Source organism: Cupriavidus oxalaticus (assembly GCF_038900635.1).
GTDB classification, from domain to species: domain Bacteria; phylum Pseudomonadota; class Gammaproteobacteria; order Burkholderiales; family Burkholderiaceae; genus Cupriavidus; species Cupriavidus oxalaticus_B.
Genome location: NZ_JAYMRX010000093.1, coordinates 1 through 443 on the forward strand (window position 1 = coordinate 1; position 443 = coordinate 443).

A 443-nucleotide genomic window follows, 5' to 3' on the forward strand; every position below is an offset into this window, starting at 1 on the left:
GTTATAGGTACCCGCTGTCTGTGACACCCCAGCCGGAATCCCCCGTTGGCGCAGATGATGCACGATCGCTTTTACCGGCAACGTGGAGAAATAGCCCACCGGCCCGCCGTCCACTATGGGTATATCTATGGGTTGGTTGCCGGCATTATCAGGAATACGGGCGTCGATCAGGTTGACGGCTACCCGCTCAACGGATATTTCGGCTCGTCCGCCGGCCAGCCCAAGACAGATCACCGCCTTTGGGCGCACCCTGTCGATAGCCGACATCAACTGCTGATTGGACAGCCCCAACACGCACGCCAATTGGCAGACGACCACCTCAGCACCGGTGATCCGTTCCCCCGCCAAAGCCTGTGCAACCTGCCATGACGGATTAATCAGATCCCCATCAAACGGCTCAATGCCGGTCACCAATACCCTCTCCATCATCACACCTTATGTTG

The 443-nt window shown here is 57.8% G+C and carries 1 protein-coding gene; it reads right to left on the bottom strand.

Features of this window, described 5'->3' with window-relative positions:
- Positions 1 to 426, bottom strand: a 426-nt coding sequence (locus VSR71_RS35100) for a pyroglutamyl-peptidase I (RefSeq protein ID WP_342917924.1), incomplete at its 3' end; no start/stop codon positions are given.
- Between the last annotated feature and the right edge of the window lie 17 nt (positions 427 to 443).